At 63.5% G+C, this 16,354-nt stretch carries 25 protein-coding genes and 1 pseudogene; 11 read left to right on the forward strand and 15 right to left on the reverse strand.

Annotation, left to right across the window (positions count from 1 at the left end):
- Positions 1 to 66: 66 nt before the first annotated feature.
- The 3 genes from NLM15_RS29095 to recA form a co-directional block, all read right to left on the reverse strand.
- A complete protein-coding gene (locus NLM15_RS29095; RefSeq protein ID WP_254121155.1) occupies positions 67 to 1,041 on the reverse strand; it encodes a hypothetical protein in 975 nt (324 codons plus the stop codon).
- A gap of 56 nt (positions 1,042 to 1,097) precedes the next feature.
- On the reverse strand, positions 1,098 to 2,093 hold the full coding sequence (locus NLM15_RS29100; protein ID WP_254121157.1) for a hypothetical protein: 996 nt from the start codon (positions 2,091 to 2,093) through the stop codon (positions 1,098 to 1,100).
- Positions 2,094 to 2,192: 99 nt separating this feature from the next.
- Positions 2,193 to 3,281 carry a recombinase RecA gene (gene recA / locus NLM15_RS29105; RefSeq protein WP_254121158.1) on the reverse strand — a complete coding sequence of 363 codons (1,089 nt, stop codon included), beginning with the start codon at positions 3,279 to 3,281 and terminating at the stop codon, positions 2,193 to 2,195.
- A 219-nt stretch (positions 3,282 to 3,500) separates the two neighbouring features.
- Between recA and NLM15_RS29110 the strand changes: the two genes are divergently transcribed.
- Both NLM15_RS29110 and NLM15_RS29115 read left to right on the forward strand, forming a co-directional pair.
- Positions 3,501 to 3,749 carry a hypothetical protein gene (locus tag NLM15_RS29110; RefSeq protein ID WP_254121159.1) on the forward strand — a complete coding sequence of 83 codons (249 nt, stop codon included), beginning with the start codon at positions 3,501 to 3,503 and terminating at the stop codon, positions 3,747 to 3,749.
- A 671-nt stretch (positions 3,750 to 4,420) separates the two neighbouring features.
- Positions 4,421 to 4,612 carry a hypothetical protein gene (locus NLM15_RS29115; protein WP_254121160.1) on the forward strand — a complete coding sequence of 64 codons (192 nt, stop codon included), beginning with the start codon at positions 4,421 to 4,423 and terminating at the stop codon, positions 4,610 to 4,612.
- Between the two features lie 35 nt (positions 4,613 to 4,647).
- Here the strand turns inward: NLM15_RS29115 and NLM15_RS29120 are convergent, their stop codons facing one another.
- A complete protein-coding gene (locus NLM15_RS29120) occupies positions 4,648 to 4,803 on the reverse strand; it encodes a hypothetical protein (protein ID WP_254121161.1) in 156 nt (51 codons plus the stop codon).
- A 248-nt stretch (positions 4,804 to 5,051) separates the two neighbouring features.
- On the opposite strand from NLM15_RS29120, the gene NLM15_RS29125 reads away from it, so the two are divergent.
- Entirely contained in the window at positions 5,052 to 5,219 is a 168-nt protein-coding gene (locus NLM15_RS29125; protein WP_254121163.1) for a hypothetical protein, read from the forward strand.
- A gap of 862 nt (positions 5,220 to 6,081) precedes the next feature.
- On the opposite strand, the gene NLM15_RS29130 is transcribed toward NLM15_RS29125, so the two are convergent.
- Both NLM15_RS29130 and NLM15_RS29135 read right to left on the reverse strand, forming a co-directional pair.
- Positions 6,082 to 6,321 carry a DUF2798 domain-containing protein gene (locus NLM15_RS29130; protein WP_254121165.1) on the reverse strand — a complete coding sequence of 80 codons (240 nt, stop codon included), beginning with the start codon at positions 6,319 to 6,321 and terminating at the stop codon, positions 6,082 to 6,084.
- Between the two features lie 110 nt (positions 6,322 to 6,431).
- Positions 6,432 to 6,980 carry a hypothetical protein gene (locus tag NLM15_RS29135; RefSeq protein ID WP_254121167.1) on the reverse strand — a complete coding sequence of 183 codons (549 nt, stop codon included), beginning with the start codon at positions 6,978 to 6,980 and terminating at the stop codon, positions 6,432 to 6,434.
- A 36-nt stretch (positions 6,981 to 7,016) separates the two neighbouring features.
- Between NLM15_RS29135 and NLM15_RS29140 the strand changes: the two genes are divergently transcribed.
- Both NLM15_RS29140 and NLM15_RS29145 read left to right on the forward strand, forming a co-directional pair.
- Entirely contained in the window at positions 7,017 to 7,259 is a 243-nt protein-coding gene (locus NLM15_RS29140; RefSeq protein WP_254121169.1) for a hypothetical protein, read from the forward strand.
- An 89-nt stretch (positions 7,260 to 7,348) separates the two neighbouring features.
- The gene (locus NLM15_RS29145; RefSeq protein WP_254121171.1) at positions 7,349 to 7,582 is read left to right on the forward strand and encodes a DUF6894 family protein; all 234 of its coding nucleotides are present in this window, start codon (positions 7,349 to 7,351) and stop codon (positions 7,580 to 7,582) included.
- 9 nt (positions 7,583 to 7,591) lie between these two features.
- Here NLM15_RS29145 and NLM15_RS29150 read toward each other — a convergent pair whose 3' ends face one another.
- A complete protein-coding gene (locus tag NLM15_RS29150) occupies positions 7,592 to 7,846 on the reverse strand; it encodes a hypothetical protein (RefSeq protein ID WP_254121173.1) in 255 nt (84 codons plus the stop codon).
- Positions 7,847 to 7,949: 103 nt separating this feature from the next.
- Positions 7,950 to 8,246: a hypothetical protein gene (locus NLM15_RS29155; RefSeq protein WP_254121175.1), complete on the reverse strand. Its 297-nt coding sequence runs from the start codon at positions 8,244 to 8,246 to the stop codon at positions 7,950 to 7,952.
- Positions 8,247 to 8,609: 363 nt separating this feature from the next.
- Here NLM15_RS29155 and NLM15_RS29160 point away from each other — a divergent pair, with 363 nt between their 5' ends.
- A complete protein-coding gene (locus NLM15_RS29160; protein WP_254121177.1) occupies positions 8,610 to 9,074 on the forward strand; it encodes a PaaI family thioesterase in 465 nt (154 codons plus the stop codon).
- 119 nt (positions 9,075 to 9,193) lie between these two features.
- Here NLM15_RS29160 and NLM15_RS29165 read toward each other — a convergent pair whose 3' ends face one another.
- Complete coding sequence (locus NLM15_RS29165) at positions 9,194 to 9,487, reverse strand: HdeA family protein (RefSeq protein ID WP_254121179.1); 294 nt, start codon at positions 9,485 to 9,487, stop codon at positions 9,194 to 9,196.
- Positions 9,488 to 9,669: 182 nt separating this feature from the next.
- Between NLM15_RS29165 and NLM15_RS29170 the strand changes: the two genes are divergently transcribed.
- Positions 9,670 to 9,912 carry a PilZ domain-containing protein gene (locus NLM15_RS29170; protein ID WP_254121181.1) on the forward strand — a complete coding sequence of 81 codons (243 nt, stop codon included), beginning with the start codon at positions 9,670 to 9,672 and terminating at the stop codon, positions 9,910 to 9,912.
- Between the two features lie 46 nt (positions 9,913 to 9,958).
- On the opposite strand, the pseudogene NLM15_RS44080 reads toward NLM15_RS29170, so the two are convergent.
- Positions 9,959 to 10,172: pseudogene (locus tag NLM15_RS44080) on the reverse strand (pyrroloquinoline quinone-dependent dehydrogenase); the annotation flags it as partial.
- 172 nt (positions 10,173 to 10,344) lie between these two features.
- Positions 10,345 to 10,575: a hypothetical protein gene (locus NLM15_RS29180; RefSeq protein ID WP_254121183.1), complete on the reverse strand. Its 231-nt coding sequence runs from the start codon at positions 10,573 to 10,575 to the stop codon at positions 10,345 to 10,347.
- Between the two features lie 168 nt (positions 10,576 to 10,743).
- Between NLM15_RS29180 and NLM15_RS29185 the strand changes: the two genes are divergently transcribed.
- Positions 10,744 to 11,148 (forward strand): hypothetical protein, encoded by a 405-nt coding sequence (locus tag NLM15_RS29185; protein ID WP_254121185.1) that lies wholly within the window; start codon positions 10,744 to 10,746, stop codon positions 11,146 to 11,148.
- A 112-nt stretch (positions 11,149 to 11,260) separates the two neighbouring features.
- Positions 11,261 to 11,584, forward strand: a complete 324-nt coding sequence (locus NLM15_RS29190; RefSeq protein ID WP_254121187.1) for a hypothetical protein — start codon at positions 11,261 to 11,263, stop codon at positions 11,582 to 11,584.
- A gap of 58 nt (positions 11,585 to 11,642) precedes the next feature.
- Here NLM15_RS29190 and NLM15_RS29195 read toward each other — a convergent pair whose 3' ends face one another.
- Together NLM15_RS29195 and NLM15_RS29200 are read right to left on the reverse strand one after the other, a co-directional pair.
- Positions 11,643 to 12,110, reverse strand: a complete 468-nt coding sequence (locus NLM15_RS29195) for a DUF6691 family protein (protein WP_254121189.1) — start codon at positions 12,108 to 12,110, stop codon at positions 11,643 to 11,645.
- 5 nt (positions 12,111 to 12,115) lie between these two features.
- Entirely contained in the window at positions 12,116 to 12,544 is a 429-nt protein-coding gene (locus tag NLM15_RS29200) for a YeeE/YedE family protein (RefSeq protein WP_254121190.1), read from the reverse strand.
- A 179-nt stretch (positions 12,545 to 12,723) separates the two neighbouring features.
- On the opposite strand from NLM15_RS29200, the gene NLM15_RS29205 reads away from it, so the two are divergent.
- Positions 12,724 to 13,893 carry a GNAT family N-acetyltransferase gene (locus NLM15_RS29205; RefSeq protein ID WP_254121191.1) on the forward strand — a complete coding sequence of 390 codons (1,170 nt, stop codon included), beginning with the start codon at positions 12,724 to 12,726 and terminating at the stop codon, positions 13,891 to 13,893.
- 5 nt (positions 13,894 to 13,898) lie between these two features.
- Here NLM15_RS29205 and NLM15_RS29210 read toward each other — a convergent pair whose 3' ends face one another.
- Positions 13,899 to 14,564 (reverse strand): DsbA family oxidoreductase, encoded by a 666-nt coding sequence (locus NLM15_RS29210; protein ID WP_254121192.1) that lies wholly within the window; start codon positions 14,562 to 14,564, stop codon positions 13,899 to 13,901.
- Between the two features lie 168 nt (positions 14,565 to 14,732).
- Here NLM15_RS29210 and NLM15_RS29215 point away from each other — a divergent pair, with 168 nt between their 5' ends.
- A complete protein-coding gene (locus NLM15_RS29215; RefSeq protein ID WP_254121193.1) occupies positions 14,733 to 15,533 on the forward strand; it encodes a thioesterase family protein in 801 nt (266 codons plus the stop codon).
- Here the strand turns inward: NLM15_RS29215 and NLM15_RS29220 are convergent.
- Entirely contained in the window at positions 15,521 to 16,345 is an 825-nt protein-coding gene (locus NLM15_RS29220; RefSeq protein ID WP_254121194.1) for a helix-turn-helix domain-containing protein, read from the reverse strand. The genes NLM15_RS29215 and NLM15_RS29220 overlap by 13 nt on opposite strands.
- Positions 16,346 to 16,354 lie beyond the last annotated feature (9 nt).

The following is a 16,354-nucleotide window of genomic DNA, read 5'->3' on the forward strand; positions in this document are numbered from 1 at the left end:
GTGGTGGATTACGCCAGCGGACTGCGCTTTGCGCAGCCGCGGGCTAATCCACCCTACGGTCCCGACTTAAGGTGCCACCAGCGAACGGCTCTGCGCATCCCACCGCCAGAGCCGCTCGTTGGTGAGAAGCGTACCGCCCCACCAACGATTGATCGGGTTGTGGCGCCACATGTCGTCTTCGCGGGCCAGAAGTGACCGCCCGAGTTCAGTCAGCGTGACCTTCCACTCACTCTCGCCGCGGTAGCGGGCCTCATTGTCGAACGACGGATCGCCCAACAGGACCGGCGGCGCTGAGTGTTGCGCCAGTTCGATCAAGGCATCGCTCGCCTCGTCTTGTTCGAGCACATCGCGAAGCCATCTTGCCTCGCAGACGCGCTTCGGCTCCGTGTGCCCGTCGTTCACAAACTCCAGCAGATCCATTTCGCTGGCACCGAGTCCCGTCAAGCTGTCCGGAAGCTCTTCAAGCAGCGCAATCAGCGCCGATCGAAGCCTCGGCAGGACTATCAGATCCGTCATCAGCAGATCGAAACACGGTTCTGGCGTTGCAGCCCGATAGGCCCGCCAGGCGCGGCTTGCCGTCACCAAATGGTTGTCGGTCACCTTGAAGGCCGGCAGCTTCCATGTCGCGACCGATTGTGGAGCGTAGTTCGCAACAATGTCATCCGTATGCACCAGGCTCAGCTTCGTCGTGATCTCTTTGTAGGGACGAAGCAGATTGAGCAGCCAGACCAGCACAAGCTGATCATTGGGGAGGGTATCGACCCACACTTCGATCGAGTCGAACTTCGCACACAGCTCGAAGAGACCAATATCGCGCGTGCCGAAACCTTCCAGCGAGCCGCGACAAACGTCGTCGAGCCAATGATCGCCCGGATTACAGTGCCCTGCCGATCGCCGCTCCAACCCCATCGAAAGTTGCTCCTCGGAGGGCAATTTCCCCGAGACAAAGCGTAGAGAGAAGCCAAGCGCGACGTTTGCCGGACCTGACTGGCGAAGCGTGTTTGCTGCGAGGTCGTTGGTGGCCAAAATAAGATGTGACACGGTCGCCTCTCAAAATTGCATGCGCATACGAGGACATGTCGAACAATATGCACGCACTAAGCAGGTGCCACCAACGCACGGCTTTGCGCATCCCACCGCCAGAGCCGTTCGTTGGTGAGAAGCGTACCGCCCCACCAGCGCCGAACAGGATTGTGACAGCGGAAGTCCTCACGGCCTTCAAGGACCGCTTTGCCAAATTCGGTCAGCGACAGCCGGCTCCGGCGAAAGGCGGCGTTGCGGCCTCGCGCATTGTCCGGATCGAGTGTCGCCAGCTTACCGTCCAGACCGGCAACCGCCGGCGCCGGGCCGAATGCGAGCCCTTCGAGCAGAGCGCCCAACTCCCATTGATCGAACACGCGTGTCCGGAGCGCACCCGGCCGAAACAGCTCATCGGTACGGCTGCATCCTCTCGCGATCAGTTCGAGAAGTCGCGCCTCCGTCGCCGCCAGTCCCGTCGTCGGCGAAGGAAGCTCAGCGAGCAGGTCTTGCATGGCCGGCTTCACGGACGACAACTTGCCGAGGTCCCTGCCGAGCAGCCCGAAACAGAGCTCGGGCGTTGGCGCGCGGTAGGCCTCCCAAGCGAGGCTTGCGATCTCAAAATCGCTTTCCGCGACATCGCACTCCCGAACGCTACGCTGACGAAGCTCCGCAGCGTCTGCGTCACGCAGATCGAAATCGACAAGGCACAATTTCAGACGCTCTGCGACAATCGGATGAGAACGAAGGTAGTCGAGGATCCAGATCAACTGCAACTGACTGTTAGGTTCAGGGTCGAACCACAGCTCGATGAGGTCGACACCGTAGGTCTTGCAGAACCAGACCAGTCCGACATTTTTGTGCGCAAGACCGATCTGGGAAGACCGGCCGACAAGATCGAACCACATCACCGCCGGATCGCCTCTGAAGGAGCCCCCTTCGAGGTAGGCATCGAGGTGATGCGAGGTGGGTAACATTCCCGAAACGAACCGAAAGATCAGCGGGACGACCATGTCGGCACGGTTCGCGTGGATGAGACCAACGCCGGACGAGCTGGTCAGGATCACACGTTTCATTGCCCCGGCGCCCTACTCCAAAACGAAACGGGCACTGACGACGTCGGCAACTCAACGTCCTCAGCGCCCGCTCCTCGCGAAAATTTTTCGCGTTACGGCTTACTCCTCCGCGGGCTCCTCGCCGTCGGCGTCGCGCTCGGGGGTGCCGGCCAAAATCTGCTCGGCGATCAGGCCGGAGTTCTGGCGGATCGAGGTCTCGATCTTGGCGGTGATGTCGGGGTTGGCCTTCAAGAACGCTTTCGAGTTCTCGCGGCCCTGGCCGAGGCGCTGGCTGTCATAGGAGAACCAGGCGCCGGACTTCTCGACGATGCCGGCCTTGACGCCGAGATCGAGGATCTCGCCCATCTTGGAGACGCCCTCGCCGTACATGATGTCGAATTCGACCTGCTTGAAGGGCGGCGCCAGCTTGTTCTTCACCACCTTGACGCGCGTGGTGTTGCCGACGACTTCGTCGCGCTCCTTGATCGCGCCGATGCGACGGATGTCGAGGCGGACGGAGGCGTAGAATTTCAGCGCGTTGCCGCCGGTCGTGGTTTCCGGCGAGCCGTACATCACACCGATCTTCATGCGGATCTGGTTGATGAAGATCACCATCGTGTTGGACTTGTTGATGGAGGCCGTCAGCTTGCGCAGAGCCTGGCTCATCAGACGGGCCTGCAGGCCCGGCAGTGCATCGCCCATCTCGCCTTCGAGCTCGGCCTTCGGCACCAGCGCCGCGACCGAGTCGATCACCATCACGTCGACCGCGCCCGAGCGCACCAGCGTGTCGCAGATCTCCAGTGCCTGCTCGCCGGTGTCCGGCTGCGAAATCAGGAGCTCGTCGATGTTGACGCCGAGCTTGCGGGCATAGACCGGGTCGAGCGCGTGCTCGGCGTCGATGAAGGCGCAGATGCCGCCCTTCTTCTGGGCTTCCGCCACCGTATGCAGCGCCAAGGTGGTCTTGCCCGAAGACTCGGGCCCGTAGATCTCGACGATACGCCCCTTGGGCAGGCCGCCGATGCCGAGCGCGATATCGAGCCCGAGCGAGCCGGAGGAGACCGCCTCGATGTCCATGGAGCGGTCGCTCTTGCCGAGCTTCATCACCGATCCCTTGCCGAACTGGCGCTCGATCTGGGAGAGCGCGGCGGCCAGGGCTTTACTCTTGTCCATGGAAGATCCTTCGACGATACGCAGGGCAGTGGCGGACATTGGGTCGTGCTCCTTATGGCGAGGATTCGCGTGAGGGACAAACGATTGGCGAGGCGGCTCGTCGATAAAAGCAATGTACCCCATCTGTTCTCTGTTCGCAATATGTTCTTTTGCAGATTTTGGTGCTGTCCGTATGCGACCCCTTGTGTCCTAAGTTCAGTTTCAAGCTGCCCTGATTTGCTTTAGCGATAAGATGGTTCCCAAAGGGGAGCGCGCCTCATGAAGGAAATGCTTGCGCATCTGGCGATGCTTCGCGAGCAGATCGCCGAATGCGAGCGGCTTCATGATTCCGCGACAAGTGAAATCAGGCGCGACCTGTTCGCGAGGCTGCTCACGCGCTACCGGGCCATCGCGACCGAGCTGGAGCGGGCGATTGCAAAACTGCCACCGCCCAGCACCTTCCTGGGCCGCAAAACCCGAGAGCCCTTTCCCAAACAAGAGCCCTTTCCCAAAGAAGGACAGGAGTAAGGCCGCCCCAGTTGGCTGCCTCGGCAAAACGATTTGAAACCACAGGCTGTCGGTATTTGGGTGCCCAGTTCCCGTCCGCGGGTGTCCCTTAACGCGACATAAAACCTTGGCACAACTTGTGCAGACTAATCAGTACCGGGTTTTGCTAACCCACCCGGGGCTGGAAAGCCGCCGCCCGCGATTATTTAAGCGGGCGGCGTTTTTGCTTTCTGCCCGGCACTCCGGGGCTGGCAAGAGTGCCAAGAAATCCCATGCAAGCATAGATTGAGGCCCTGCGCGTTATCCTATGTGAAAACGCAGTGTCCTAAATCGATTGTCGGGGCGCCCCAATCAGGCCAGCACCGGCCCCCGGGTTGTCCGAATTTGGATTTGGACGACCACCCAGCCTCAGTCGGCGGCCTCTATCCCCGGCGGGAATGGCCGCCCTGGCGACGGCCAGCCCTGAGCGCCCTCATGCCCCTCTGCGGATCCCAAGCAAAGGGCCGCTGCTTTGCGACAGCGGCCCCTCCCAGGTTTCAAAATCTTCGAAATGAAATCTTCCAGCCTCCACCGAGAGGGCGCCGGGTCTTCTTCCGCTTCCGAAGGAGACCTTGAATTTCAAAGCTACAATTTGTAACGCTAATATTTGTAGCGCTACATAGCGTACTGATCGAACAACCTCAGGAGGCATCATGAAGTCAATTCTCAGGATCGTTCTCGCGCTGTCCGTCTTCGCCGGATCGATGTCGGCGCACGCCCAGATCTCGAATGCCGCGACGTCATCGGGCACACTGAAAGCCGGCGCAAAGATTACGAAGAAGTCTCAATTGCACGACGGCTGCCACAGCAGGTACGCCCAGATGCGGGGCAAGCCCTGCCACTAGCAAACAAGCGATCCAAGGTAAGACGCAAGGCCGCCTTAGCTGGCGGCCTTTTTGATTTTGCCCGATCCACCGCATTTCGTGCAGGGACGAAACTCGATCTTTTCACCAAGGCGAATGGGTTTCATGCCGGTGTCCTGACCCGTCCCGTCACATTCGGGGCAGCTGTGTTCGACTTCCTTCTGCTCGGTCATGTGCGCCTCTCACCGTTCAAGCTTACTTAAACGTGTATTTTGGGGCAATGCTTCTCATCCAGGCGAGCCGGCCAAAATGGTTTCGCAAGCATTCAATCGCCGCCACGGGTCAGCCTTCGACTGAAGATGACGCGCATCAAAGACGCATTGGCTGAGCGCCGTCATAATTCCGCAATCCTGCGGCACCGAACCTTTCTGCGGTGTCCGGCTTTCTCCCGGATGAGACCGCAACGACGGGGATCTGGATCATGACGGAAGACACGCACAACGAAGCCGTCAGGCGCAATCACCTCCTCGAGGCGGCGCAGGAGGAGATGGTGAAGTTCGAGCGGAAGGAGAACGAGTTTCGCAAGAAGGACCGCGAAGAGCGCGCCGCCGAACTCCGCCTTCCCCTCGGCGAGATCAAGGTCCACTAAGCCTGACCGGCTTTGGATCTGACCAGACGCTGCGCCGGCGATGGGCAGAAGCCGCCCGCACCGGCCGGTCGGGAATGCGCGTCGCAAAGGGTGGCCGCCAGGAGCGGCCGTCTGTTCATGTCGAGGACCCGGGGAAGCCGGTCGGGTCGCCTCGGAGCCAGTTTTGGGCAATTGAGGTATCTAAACACCTCAAATAAGCCATTGATTGCGCACTGAAATTTCCCAGCGCCCTACTGTGCATGGGGTTGTTTTCCATTTTTTAGATGAGCGCGTCGGCGTCCTGGGTGGCCACCCAGGATCGGAGCGCCTGTCGGCACGCTCGCCGGACCGCCCTACAGCACCGCGAGCAGCACGAGGCCGATCACCAGCACGACGAAGCCAGCCGCCGTCGCGGCGGCGAATGACCGCTCTACGTTATCCATGATGCCACCCCGCTGCCGGCGCGCCACGTTTCCCCCATGGCGTCACCAGACGACGAAATCTCGCCGAGGGGTGTGGCTCCAGTGGTGCGATCAGATGGCCGAATTGGGACCGGTGCGGGGCCAGTGTGCGGCCTTCGCGACACGGATTTCGGTGCCGCCGTCAGGCACCCGTAAGCCTGATCTCCTAGTCTGGCTACGTCCGGTGGACCAACACCGGGCCTCCATACAGTCGAGGACCCCGCTCCACCCAGAGCGGGGTTTTCTGTTTGCAGGCACGGACGCGCGCGGCCCCTGGAAGCCGCCGGGCCCTGTCAGGCTGTCGTAAGCTCAACCGGCTAGGGTCGTCTCGCTATGGTGTTGCAGCCCAGCACCTCAGCCTCCAATAACCTTTCACCCGCTTGGCTCTCCCCAAGCGGGTTTTTTCATGCTTGCCCGCCCGTTCACGGAGCCCTCTCCTCCCGCGTCAGCCGCAGCGAGAAGGCGCGGATCGCGGGCGCGGCCAACAGCACGATCGGCAGCATCGCGGCCCATGCGATCAGCCACGACGCCATCCAGTGCGCGAGGAAGACCGTCGCGGTCCGTGCGGGAAAGCTGGCGATTCCCGCCGCGATCAGCGAGGTCAGGCCGGACTGGATGACACCGAAGACGAAATGAGAATAGCGGCGGGGAATGCCGAGCATGACGCGCCCATGTTGTTTGCCGTGATGGGGCCAAGCAAGGCACATGCCGCAGCGCGCATGGCGCGGGCTTCGAGGCACAGCGCCGGATCGCAGCGCCCGCGTAGAAAGAATCAGTGCCGCGAATCGGACAGCGGCGCGCGCCGCATCGCTTCAGTGCAATCGGAGCTGCACGATAGTCCTTCGAAACGCCAGAACGTGACGACGCTGGTCTCGCCGCACTCTTCGCAACAAAGCGTATCGTCACCGAGCATGAAGCGCGCGCGCTTGAACGTCGGTGAGGACGCGGGATGCCGGCAATGGGGGCAGGTCAGCGAGAAATTCCGTGCACCCCAGCGCAGCACAAGATGTCTGAGCCAGCTCACGCCTTCCTCTTCCGCGACATTACGCTCGAACCAACCATCGACGGCAGCAGAGCATAGATGCATGACACGCAAAAGTGGAAAAGAGTCAAACACTCCTGTTCGCTTCGAATGGCCGCGGCGTGCAGCCCGGGTTCCATCAGCCACAGGTGGAACCCGGATCGCGCTCGCCTGCGGCCGTCCGTGGTTCTCCCACCATGAACAGAGTTCCTCGGCGCGGACGGCGGCGCGGCAGGACGGGGGATGAATCGCCATGCAGGCAAATTTCGCTTGTCGCGGGAATATCGTGACGCCCAGCATGTTCAGGGGACATGGGGGTGAATCGTGGAGGTGACCATGAATCACAGGGGCGTTGAGTTCACCATTGCCAAGACGGCGCTTCCCGGCATCTGGCAGTGGCAGTTCCGCATCGGTGACGAGACCAGGACCGGCAAGACCGAGACGAAGATCGATCTGCTGGCGATCCGGCGCGTGCAGCTGCGCATCGATCGGGAGCTGAAGGCGATGGAGCAAGACCGCATGAAGAAACCGCCTGAAGCGGGTTCCGCGGCCACGCGCCCCGCGAGGTCTCGTCCGTAGCGGCCCGGAATTGATCTGCCCCTGGTTTGGGACTGGACTGCGCGCGCCATGGCCCGGGAGGCGGGACCATGATGTGACCGGTGCGAGCCATGCCGCTCTACTTCTTTCAAATTCGGAACGGCCGCTATTCCGGCTGCGCGGACCAGGCGACGGAATTCACCGATCGCGATGCGGCCTGGAAGCAGATGACCAGCGTCTGCGCCGACATGGCCGCCGGCATCGCCCGCAAGCTCAACGAAAATTCCGAATGGCATCTCGAGCTGCTGGACGAGGCCAAGGAGCACGTGTTCCGAATCCGCATCGTCGCGGAAACCTTCGAATAGGCTTGGGGTCTAGTCGGCGCTCGGCAGCCGCCGCATGGTGAACTCGATGTCGCCGCCCGGCAGCTCGCGCCAGGTCTCGACCGCGCTCATATAGCCGGCCTTCGGGTAGCGGGCGAAGAAGGCCTCCGCCCTCGCCCGCGCCGCCGCGCGCGGCAGCGTGAACGTCTCGCGCAGATAGCCGTCGCCGCTGCCCTCGCCCGGCTTGCCGCCCATCTTGCGCCGGCGTGCCATCCGCTCGGCGAGATCCCGCGGACGATCGGCCATGCCGCTCCTCCTCAACGCAATACGCTCCCGAAGATGTAGGAAGCAGGCCGGCCGAAGAGGAGTCCCGGCCGGAGGCGTCAGCCGCCTCCGATCGGGCGGAAGGTCAATTGGCGGTCGTGCCAGACTTCTTCTTTGGCGCGCTGGTTGCGGCCGACGCCTTCGGCGCGGCCGCCTGCTTCGGCGGATCGGAACGCATGCCGCCCCAGGGATCGTTCGAGCCCTTGGAGTCTGGAATCTTCTTCAGCGTTTCCTTGTAGGCCTTGTCACGCTCGGCTTCCGCGGCCTTCTCCTCGGGGGTCTTGCTCGGGCCGTCCTGCAGCAGATTGAGATTGGGCATTTGCGCGTAGGCCGGTCCCGCCAGCACGGCCAGCAGCACCGCCGCCATACGGAAAAGCTTCATCATCGACTCCTTGATTTCCATACAGGTGCGGATCAACCGCGCCTTGTCATCCCTGTCAACGGCCCCTCAGGGCCGAATGGCGCGCTAGAGCCGGTCCGATCGGCACGATTTCGGCGCATGCAGCCAGTCGTCCCAGATCGGGCCGCATCTGGTGCACCCGTTCAGCGCGAGACCGAGCGCTACCAGCCAAAACACGAGGACATACTGACGCAACATCGTCCACCCGCTCCCAAGCCCGGTATCATATCGGGCCAAGTCAGGCATTTTCAAGCCGACGGAGCCGGCGGAAGACCGGGTGACTTTGCCGCGCCGATGCGCGCAGAATGGCCGAAACATCCGGCAACATTGGAGGACACGACAGCAATGCCATCGCAGCCAGAAGCCGAGTTCGGCATCACTGACGCCAGACGCATACTCGGCGAGGTCTTCGCGCCCTGGGTCCAGGATCTCAACCTCTCGGTCGAGCGCATCGAGCACCTGCCGCCGCCGGACGCGCCGGACTGGCAGCCGGCGGCGCTCTTGCGCATGCCGTTCTCGGAGCGGTTGTGCCGCAACGGCGGCGTGGTGTGCGGCCAGGCGCTGATGGCACTCGCCGACACCGCGATGGTGATCGCGAACCTCGCCGCCAACCGCGGCTATCGTCCGATGACGACGGTCGACCAGACCACGCACTTCATGCGCGCGGTCTCCTCGTCGGACGTGCTCGCCGACGCCCGCGTGGTGCGGCTCGGACGCACCATGAGCTTCGGCCGCGTCACGCTGCTCTCGGCCACCGACAACAAGCCGGTGGCGATGGTGTCGAGTGCCTTCGCAATGTTGCCGGGGTGATCTAAAAAACACGGGAGCCGCGTCAACGCAATGCGCAACGCGGCTCCCGTTGACGATCGTATCGCAGCGAGCGACCGAGGCGCGATTGCGATCGCGCCTCAGTCGGCACACTTCAAGAATTACTTGCCGAGGATCTCGTCAGCCGCGGTGACGACGCTGACGGTCGGATTCTTTCCGCAATAGGCACCGAACTTCTTGGCATTCTCGATGAACACGTCGGTGTCGATGATCGCGTTGTCTTCGTCGCCCTTGTACCAGCCGTCCATCCAGGTCAGCACGACCGCGATGTTGTCTTCGCCGCTCTCGAGGAACTGCTTGCAGCTCATGGTCGAGAGGTCCCACTTGACGGCGTGGGCGGGCATCGATGACAGCGAGAGCGCTGCGGCGAACAGAAGCGAAAGCGTGGTCTTCATCGGAATCTCCATCGGCGCGAAACGCCATAAAAGAAAGGATTGTGGGACAAGTCGGCGGAGTGACTCACCGCTTCAACGTCGTAAACGAAGTCTGAAGCGCTGTGCAAGTAGCGCCAGTATTGAGTTTAGTTCAACGTAATTTCTATGCACTACTTTACAATCGTCGTTATGGATTAATGCGGATGATCGAGAAACGTACAGCTCAGCGTTACCGCGTTTTCAAGGGTGGAACGATCACCTTTGAAAACAGTGGAATCGCGTGCACCGTGCGAAACATGTCGGAAGGCGGCGCAGCGATCGACCTCGATTCCCCTGTCACATTGCCGCAATCATTCAAGCTCTCGATCGCACGCGACAATTTCGTACGGAATTGCCGCGCCGTTTGGCGCAATGACAGGCGCATCGGCCTCGCTTTCGAACGATAGCGCGCGCAATGTGAACTACTGTTCGCATCGCATACACAACGCATCATCATGCTTGCTCTATACGACGTCGACGATGCCAGCGCAGGCTCGTGATCATCAACGCGATGATCGCGAGCGCAATTGCTGACGACGGACACGCAAAATCGTCCGCCCGGGCGATCGATGGCGCGTGACCACAGCGACGGCCCTTCACCCGGCCGTGCCGGGCGAAACGCAACGACGCTGTCGGTGATCGAGGTGCCGGCCTCTGAGTGGCCGCCGGTGAACGGAAACTCCAGCGTGCCTTGCGTCGAGGGCGGCGCGAACGCCCCCTTGCTACGGGCCTCCGCGAACTGCCTCTCGCAAGCAGAGCGGCGCAGGCCGCAACGAAAACAACAGGAGCAGGATGACGGCGGCCGAATGGCACAGGCGGGTCGCCAACGCCCGCCTCACCTATTTCGGCTTCTTGGCAGGCTCGGCCGGACGGGCCCCGCTCCACGGGTCGTACTTCTCTTTCGGCTCGGGAATGCGCTCGAGCGCGGCCTTATAGGCCTTCTCGTCGACCTTGGGCTTGTTGTCCGACTTCTGGCCGGCTTCATTCGGCTGGCCTCTGCCGCGGCCCTGCGCCTGCACCGACGCAGCCGTCAGTGCGAGCACTGCGGCCGCTATGACCAAGATCCTCATTGGCGCAATCCCCCTCATCCGGGGTACAAACTAGCCTGCAATCCCGTAATAGCCAATGCCGCGAGTTTCGGGCCTTCGGTAGAACCTGGCTTCAGCAAATCTTGATCGGCCGGGACTTTGCCCGGTCGCATTCCTGCCTATCTGTTGGCCCGCAGGGGACTTCCACGGATGTTGCGGATTATTGCTCATGCGGCGCTGATAGCCGGCGCCCTCGCGCTTGGTTCTTGCGGCTTTGCCGATAGCCGCGCGCCGGTGCCCGAATTCATGCGCCTGAAGGAGGCCGAGCAGCCGCCACCCGAAGCGCCCCCTGACGTCAAGCGCGTGGTACGCGAGCAGATCAACGTGGTCTTCCTCAACACGTCCTATCCGCGCGAGGTGAACGTCGCCCCACCCCATCGCGAGGTGCGGGGACCGGGCTGGACGGCCTGCGTCCGCGCGCAGCTCACCTCCGCGACCGGCTCCGCGCTCGGCACCCAAATCTACATCGTGACGATATCAGGCGGAAAGGTAGTCGATCGCCGCCGCGCGGAAGCGGACGACATCTGCGGATCGGAAAGCTACGAGCCGATCTAGGAACAATTACATCGAGACGCGCAAAGGTTCCGGGAAAAACCTGTAATTCGACCGGAACGATCGCTGCCTCCCCTTCTTGTTACCGCCAAGGGCAGTTTTGGAGGAGGACACGATGAGGACATTCACGATCGCACTGCTGGCTGGCGTCGGCGCCCTCGCTGCGGCGAGTGGCGCGAAAGCCGCGGACATCTACACGACCAGCGAATACACCAGCCCCGATCTCATTCAGGAAGTGCGGCTCGTTTGCGACGATGCCGGCAATTGCTATCGCACCCGTGGCGGCTCGCGCGTGATCGTGCGCGACTCCTATGCGACCATGCCGCGCGACCGCTACTACGAGCGCCGCACCTATCGCGACTGGGACGATGGTCCGCGCGGCGGCGTCGGCATTCGCGCGCCCGGCGTCAGCGTTGGCGTCGGTGTGGACCGCTGGTAGTCAATGAAGTTGTAGTAGGGCAGGACCGGACGAGATAACTCGCCCGGTCCTGTCCATGTCATGTTTCGAGCGGATCGGCCGGCGTGGCGACACGCGCAGAAGACGGCAGGTTCGCGATGAAGCGCGCGAGCACCATGCCGGCACACATCGCGGCGACGAAGATCAAAGCGGGTGCCGAGCCGAATCCAAGCGCGGTGAGCGCAGGGCCTGGACAAAAGCCTGCGAGCCCCCATCCGATGCCGAAGATGGCAGGACCGGCGATAATTCTCGGATCGATGTCCGTTCGCGTCGGAACATAGAAGCGGTCGGCGAAAAACGGTCGCGCCTGTTTCAATACGCGGCTGAAGCCGATGAAGGTTACCGCGACCGCACCTGCCATCACGAAAGCAAGGCTCGCATCCCACGTTCCGGCGGGAATGCCGCCGATGTCCAGGAAGTTCAGCACCTTTGCAGGATTGGACATGCCGGAGACGATGAGCCCGATACCAAAGACGAGGCCGATCGCGAATTGAATGATGATTGCCATTGGCGTCAGCTCCAGTGCCGCATCACAAAGACAGTGGCGATGCCCGCCGCCATGAAGATGATGGTCGCGACCAGCGATCGCAGCGACAGCCGCGACAGGCCGCAGACGCCATGGCCGGATGTGCAGCCGCTGCCCCATACCGCACCGAAGCCCGTGAGCAATCCGGCGACGATCAGCACCGGCGTTCCTGCCGCGATGGTTTGCGCCGGCAGGCTTCCGCCGGCAATGCGCACCAGGATGGGCGCGGCGACGAGGCCGGCGACGAAAGCGAGCCGGCCGGCGAACTCGCGATCCTCGTAAGGCGGAAACAGCCGCGCCGCGATGCCGCTGACACCGGCGATCCGTCCCGTCGCCCACATCAGGAGCACGGCGGCCAGACCGATCAGCGCGCCACCAAGGAGCGACGCCATCGGCGTGAAAGGTGTGGCGATCATTGTGATCCTCCAGGTCGAGAGCTTCCGTCAGACATCCTGCGGCTTGCCGCCCGAATGCTCAACGAGACGTTAATATTACCATTCGAATTGAAGCGGCGTCCCAACGGTATTTTCCAATCTTTGCGCTAAGCATGACCACGTAACACGGGCGTAGCCCGCGCGAACGGGGACGACGGGACGTGGTCGATATCGCGCATCAGGCAGCGATCAATCCGGCATCGGCAAGGGGTGCCGCGGCAGCGCGCGCGCTCGTCCCGCTCACGGCGATCGAAGCCGGCCAATGGCGCGCGCTCGCGCAGCAGGCGATCGAGCCGAATGGCTATTACCTGCCGGACTGGGAACTCGCCGTGAGCGCCACCGCGCGGGGCCGCACCGATGCCTCGGCCCTTGCCGCATTCGACGGTTCATCGTCGCGACTGATCGGGCTGATGCCGGTGATCTCGCTCTGGCGCGCCTGGAAGATCCCCCTGCCCGCACTGGTGAGCGCGCATCCCTATGGCACGCTGTGCAGCCCCCTAATTGACCGCGCCACGCCGGTCGAGGCAGCCACGCGTCTGTTGCAGCAGGCGCGGCAGGCCGGCGCGCATGCGCTCGTGCTGAACGACGTCGCGCTCGACGGTGCGGCAATGAATTCGCTCGGCGAGGTTCTCAGTCGCGACGGCCTGAAGCCGCGTGTCCTCTCCTCCTACATCCGCGCCAGCCTCGACGCGACGCAGGATGGTGAAACGCTGTTGCACGAGGCGCTCGGCGCCAAAAAGCTCAAGGAGCTTCGCCGCCAGCGCCATCGCCTCGAAGAGCACGGACCCGTCGCCTTCGAGGTCGCGCGCAGGCCCGACGAGATTGGGCCAGCCCTCGAAACATTCCTGCAACTCGAAGCCAGTGGCTGGAAAGGCAAGCGCGGCACCGCGCTGATCCAGCATGCGGGCGATGCGGCCTTCATTCGCCGCGCGGTCCCCGCGCTGGCAGAGACCGCGCAGTGCGAGGTCATCACGCTGCGCGCCGGCACGACGCCGGTGGCAGCCGGCATCGTGCTACGCCACCAGGATCGCGCCTTCTTCTTCAAGCTCGGTATCGACGAACGCTTTGCAAGATATTCGCCGGGCGTGCAGCTCACGCTCGACCTCACCCGCCATCTCTGCGCCGATCCCGCCATAGCCAGCGCAGATTCCACGGCGAGCGCCGACCATCCCATGATCAACCCGATCTGGCGTGGACGCTTTGCCATCGGCGACGTGCTGATCCCGCTGCGGCGGAACGACCCGGTCGTGGCGCTCATTCACGGCGCGCTCGCGGCGCACGGCATCGCCTACGCGGCGGCACGCCGCGCAGTTCGCCTGCTTCGTAAATAGGACAGCTACTCCGCCGCCTGCGCGTTGATCTCCGCCGAGACCTGGCGGATGGCGCGCGCGAGCATCTCCGGATCCTGCGCGCCGGAGACGGCGTATTTCTGCGCGAACACGTAGGTCGGCACGCCGGAGATGCCCTTCTCGGCAGCTTCCTGCGCGTCGGCCGAAACGCGCGCGACGTCCTCGTCGGTGGCAAGGCGCTTGCGCACATCGCCGGCATCGAGGCCGACATCGGCGGCCGCCTGCACCAGCACATTCACGTCGGTGAGGTCGCCGCCGTCGCGGAAGTACAACTCCATCAGGCGCTGCTTCATCTCGGGCGCCTTGCCGATCGTCTCGGCCCAGAGGATCAGACGATGACAGTCGGTCGTGTTGGGCTGACGCGCGACCAGCTCGGGCTTGTAGATGAGGCCCTCCTCGCTCGCAGCCGCGACGACGCGGCCGGCAATGCCCTTATAGGCCTCGACCGAGCCGAATTTGGTGGTGAGATAGTCCTCGCGGCTGATGCCCTCGCGCGGCACCCACGGGTTGAGGAAGAAGGGACGGAAATTGAGCTTGACGGGAACGTCGGGCACGAGCGCCAGCGCGCTCTCGATCCGGTGCTTGCCGATATAGCACCAGGGGCACACCACGTCGGAGACGACATCGATCTGGAGCGGTTTCAGCGTGCTCATATCAGGCGCCTCCTTCGGGCGGTGCGGGTCCGTGCCAAGATAAGCCGAACCAGAGGCGGCGCAAGGCGTGGGCCCTGCATGGCTCAGGACTTCACCTCTGCGGTTATTGTGACTGCTCCCACCCGCTCCGATACTCGCGGCGAGGATCAAGCCCGAGGGGAGACCGCGATGACCGCCATTTTCAAGCCGGAAGGCCATCAGTTCCGGGCCACGGAGCATGCCGGCGGCCCGTGGTCGCCGGACATGTTACAGGGAAGTGCCACCACCGCCCTGATGACCCGTGAGATCGAGCGCCTCGCCGTCGAATCCGGCTTTGCGGTGCGGCGTCTGACCTTCGACCTCTGGCGGCCGGCGGGACTGCGCGCGTTCAGGACCATCGCCGAATTGTTGCGCGACGGCCGCAAGGCCAAGACTGCGCAGGTGCGGTTGATGGACGGCGAAACCGAGATCGGCCGTTGCACGGCGCTCCTGACGGCACAGGGTGGGGACTCCCCCGTCGATCCCTTCGCGAGGCCTGCGGCGATCGACAGGGCACCCGAGGCCGGCACCGCGCCGCCGGCCTTCGCGCAGAAATGGAGCCGCTATTTCCAGAACGTGTCGGTACGGCTGATCGAGGGCGCGCTGGAGAAGCCCGGTCCGGCCGCCGCCTGGATGCGGCTCGATGCGCCGCTGGTCGAGGGCGAGCCGAACACGCCGCTGCTCCAGGCCGTGCAGGCCGCCGACTTCGCCAGCGGCGTCGCACAGATCGTCGACATGCGCAGCTGGACTTTCATCAATCCGGAGATCAGCCTCTATTTCTTCCGTCCGCCGGAAGGCGATTGGATCTTGATCCGCGCCGCCACGCGCGTCGGGGCCAATGGCGCGGGCCTCACGACGGCGACGCTGAGCGATCTCAAAGGTCCGTTTGCGGAAGTGATGCAGGCGATGAGCTTCGAGCGGCGTGACGCCGTGCAGGCTCAGGCGTCCTGAGCCGCAAGCGCGATCAGGGTCGCCTCGGATGCGGCATCGGCCGGCATGAACATCTCGACGCGAAGCTCCTGAAGCGTGACGTCCTGCGGCGTGCCGAGCGTCAGAACCGCACCGATCAGGCCGATGCCGACATCGCCCTTGCGCAGCCGCACCTCGCAGAGCGGCCCCGGCACGGCGCTGTCCTCGATCTCGGGCGCCGGAAGCTCCGGCAGCCGCATCAATTCGCGCCAAGTTGACTGCAGCGCCTCATCGAGCGGCGCCGCCATCGCCTCATGCCGCGCTCGCGACAGGAGCGCAGCCGCAACGGCCGGCCAGTTCTCGACGAACGGCTTGAGCTCGTTCGGCGCGAGAAACATGCGCATGTGATTGAGCGGCCGCTGCATGCGCTCGGAGCCGAGCAGCATGGTCATCAGCCGCGAGGCGGCACCGTTGGCCTGCATCACATTCCAGCGCCGATCAGTGACGATCGCGGGGAACGGCTCGTGCCTCCGGAGCAGAAGATCGATGGCGCGGCGCGCATCGGCAAGCTCCGGCGCGGCCAGGTCGCGCTCGCCATATTGTCGCGCGAATCCGCCGGCCTCGAGCAGCGCGTTGCGGTCGCGCAGCGACAAATCGAGGGCGGATGCGAGTTGCAGCAGGATGTCCCGGCTCGCCGCCGCCTTGCCGGTCTCGACATGGCTCAGATGCTTGACCGAAATGTCGGCCTCGAACGCCAGCTCTGCCTGGCTCAAGGCACGGCGCATGCGCCAGGCGCGCAGGAGATCGCCGGCAGGATTGGCCGGCCGAAATGTCCGGGACGAGTGTGTATCCATCCGCGGATT

The organism is Bradyrhizobium sp. CCGB20, assembly GCF_024199855.1.
Lineage (GTDB): Bacteria > Pseudomonadota > Alphaproteobacteria > Rhizobiales > Xanthobacteraceae > Bradyrhizobium.